Annotated in this window: 1 pseudogene (only partly in view); it reads left to right on the top strand. The window is 48.4% G+C overall.

The features are described from left to right. Positions 1-3,322, top strand: a pseudogene (gene nifJ / locus QVO39_RS00840) (pyruvate:ferredoxin (flavodoxin) oxidoreductase); it begins 265 nt to the left of the window's first position. Positions 3,323-3,378 lie beyond the last annotated feature (56 nt).

Raw genomic sequence — 3,378 nt, 5'->3', positions numbered from 1 at the left:
TCTTACCTCTACCTTTACCGCTTCTCAGGGTCTACTCCTGATGCTCCCCAATATGTACAAGATCGCTGGTGAGCTACTCCCAGGCGTATTCCATGTGGCTGCTCGTACCGTAGCTTCACACGCACTTTCTATCCTTGGTGACCACCAGGACGTGATGAGTGCACGTGGACTTGGCTTCGCACAGCTCTCTACCGCTTCGGTACAAGAGGTAATGGACCTTGCAGCTGTGGCTCACCTTGCAGCTATCAAGACAAGAGTGCCATTCATTCACTTCTTCGATGGTTTCCGTACTTCTCACGAGATCCAAAAGATCGAGGAGATGCAGATGGAAGACCTTAAGCCACTAGTAGACCAAGAGGCACTTTATGCATTCCGCAAGCGTGCTTTGGCTCCTGATAGCCCTGCTACTAGAGGTACCGCACAGAATGACGACGTATTCTTCCAAGCTCGTGAGGCTAGCAATATCTTCTACCAGTCTGTGCCAGATGTAGTGCAGGAGTATATGGATGAGATTGCCAAGATTACTGGCCGTCAGTATCATCTTTTCGATTACTATGGTGCTGATGATGCTGAGCATATGATCATCGCCATGGGCTCCATGACCAAGATGTGTAAGGATGTGGTAGACCTCCTCAATAGCCAAGGCAAGAAGGTAGGTATGCTCACCGTACACCTCTATCGCCCATTCTCAGTAAAGCACTTCCTAGGTGCTATTCCAAAGAGCGTGAAGCGTATTGCAGTATTGGATAGAACTAAGGAGAGCGGTTCTGTAGGTGAGCCACTTTATAGCGATGTTAAGAGTGCCCTTTATGGTACCGAGAATGCTCCTATCGTAGTGGGTGGTCGCTATGGTCTTTCAAGTAAGGATACCACTCCTGGCCAGATTGTAGCTGTATTCAAAAACCTTGAGCTACCAGAGCCAAAGAATCACTTCACCGTAGGTATCGTAGATGATGTAACCTTTACCTCTCTTCCTGTAGAGCAGGATCCTGAGCTCGATAACGGTGCTTATGAGTGTATGTTCTACGGTCTTGGTAGTGATGGTACCGTAGGTGCTAATAAAAACTCTATCAAGATCATCGGTGACAACACCAATAAGTATGTACAGGCTTACTTCCAGTACGACTCTAAGAAGTCGGGAGGTTTCACCTGTAGCCACCTCCGCTTCGGAGATAAGAAGATCCGTAGTACTTACTACGTAAATCAGCCTCACTTCCTAGCTTGTCACGTACCTGCCTATCTGCGTATGTACGACCTTACTAAGGGGCTGAGAAGAGGCGGTACCTTCCTACTCAATAGCATCTGGGATGTTAATGAGGTTGAGAAGCACCTGCCAAATAAGATGAAGAGGTACTTCGCTCAGAATGAGATCAACTTCTACATGATTAATGCTACTCAGATAGCTCAGGAGATTGGTCTTGGCAACCGTACCAATACCATCTTGCAATCGGCTTTCTTCAAGATTACCGGTGTAATCCCTTACGAGCTAGCTGTAGAGCAGATGAAGAAGTTCATCATGAAGTCTTACGGACACAAGGGTGATGCAGTGGTAAGCAAAAACTACCAAGCTGTAGATAAGGGTGGTGAGTTACTCGTAAAGGTTCCAGTTAAGCCTGAGTGGGCTAACCTTCCAGATGACGAGATCGAGGTACACCCAGACGACACCCCATTCGTAAGAGATGTAGTAAGGGTGATCAATGCTCGCGAGGGTTACGGTCTGCCAGTATCTGCATTTAAGGGTCGCGAAGACGGTACTTGGGAGAATGGTACTTCCAACTCCGAGAAGCGTGGTGTAGCAGCTCTTGTACCAGAGTGGAAGATCGAGAACTGTATCCAGTGTAACCAGTGTGCGTACGTATGTCCTCACGCCACTATTCGTCCATTCCTACTCGATGAGGAGGAGGTGAAGAATGCACCAGAGGGATACGAGACACTCAAGGCAATTGGTAAGCCATTCGCTGGTCTTCAGTTCCGTATGCAGGTAGACGTGCTTGACTGTATGGGTTGTGGCAACTGTGCTGATATCTGCCCAGGTAATAAGAATGGCAAGGCTCTAGAGATGAAGCCTATCGAAAGCCAGCTACCTCTACAGCCACTTTGGGATTACTCTTACAAGAATGTAACCAACAAGGCACACCTAGTAGACGTTAAGGCCAACGTGAAGAACTCTCAATTTGCTAAGCCTCTATTCGAGTTTAGCGGTTCTTGCGCAGGTTGTGGTGAGACTCCTTATGTAAGGCTACTTACTCAGCTATTTGGTACTCGTCAGATGGTAGCCAACGCTACTGGTTGTTCTTCTATCTACTCTGCTTCTTCTCCAAGTACTCCTTACACCACCAACCTATGTGGTCAGGGACCAGCTTGGGCTAACTCTCTATTCGAGGATAATGCAGAGTTCGGTTACGGTATGCACACCGCTGCTCTTAAGCTCCGTGAGCGTCTAGAGCACTACGTAAAGGATATCCTTGACGGTGCTAAGGAGGCTCCAATCAATGTGGAGCTACTACGTGAGTGGTACGACAACCGCGAGGATGCCGATAAGAGCCGTGAGATCGCTGATAAGATTATCCCAGAGATCCGTAAGAGCAATCACGCAGAGATCCGTACACTTGATGCACTTTCCAATTACTTTGTGAAGCGCAGCCAGTGGATCATCGGTGGTGACGGTTGGGCCTACGATATCGGCTTCGGTGGTCTTGACCACGTACTCGCTAGTGGCGAGAATGTCAATGTTCTCATCCTTGATACCGAGGTTTACTCCAATACTGGTGGACAGAGCTCTAAGAGTACTCCTACCGGTGCTATTGCTAAGTTCGCTGCTTCAGGTAAGCGTATCCGCAAGAAGGACCTTGGCCTGATGATGACCACCTATGGTTACATCTATGTAGCACAAGTAGCAATGGGTGCAAATCACGCTCAGACCCTCAAGGCGATCCGCGAGGCTGAGGCATTCGATGGCCCATCTGTAGTGATCGCTTACTCACCATGTATCGAGCACGGACTGAAGGCCGGTATGGGTAAGAGCCAGCGTGAAGAGGAGATGGCAGTAGAGTGCGGTTACTGGCACCTATGGAGATACAATCCTGAGCTCATCAACGAGGGTAAGAATCCATTTAGCCTCGACTCTAAGGAGCCAGATTGGTCTAAGTTCCACGACTTCCTAATGGGTGAGGTGCGTTACAACTCACTTGCTAAGAAGTATCCACAAGAGGCAGAGGAGCTATTCGCAGTAGCTCAGCAAGATGCTCAGCGCAGGTACTACAAGTACAAGCTACGCTCAGAGTTCAATCTTGACGCACCTTATCAGGCTGAGGAGAAGTAATCTTCTTAAGCAACAGACACAATAAGTAAAGGGCTGGTAGAGAATCACTCTCTACC

This window comes from Porphyromonas sp. CAG:1061 (assembly GCF_000435035.1).
GTDB classification, from domain to species: Bacteria; Bacteroidota; Bacteroidia; order Bacteroidales; family Porphyromonadaceae; genus Porphyromonas_A; species Porphyromonas_A somerae.
The sequence above is the reverse complement of the archived record's forward strand: the minus strand, read 5'-3'. Positions and strand labels throughout refer to the sequence as shown.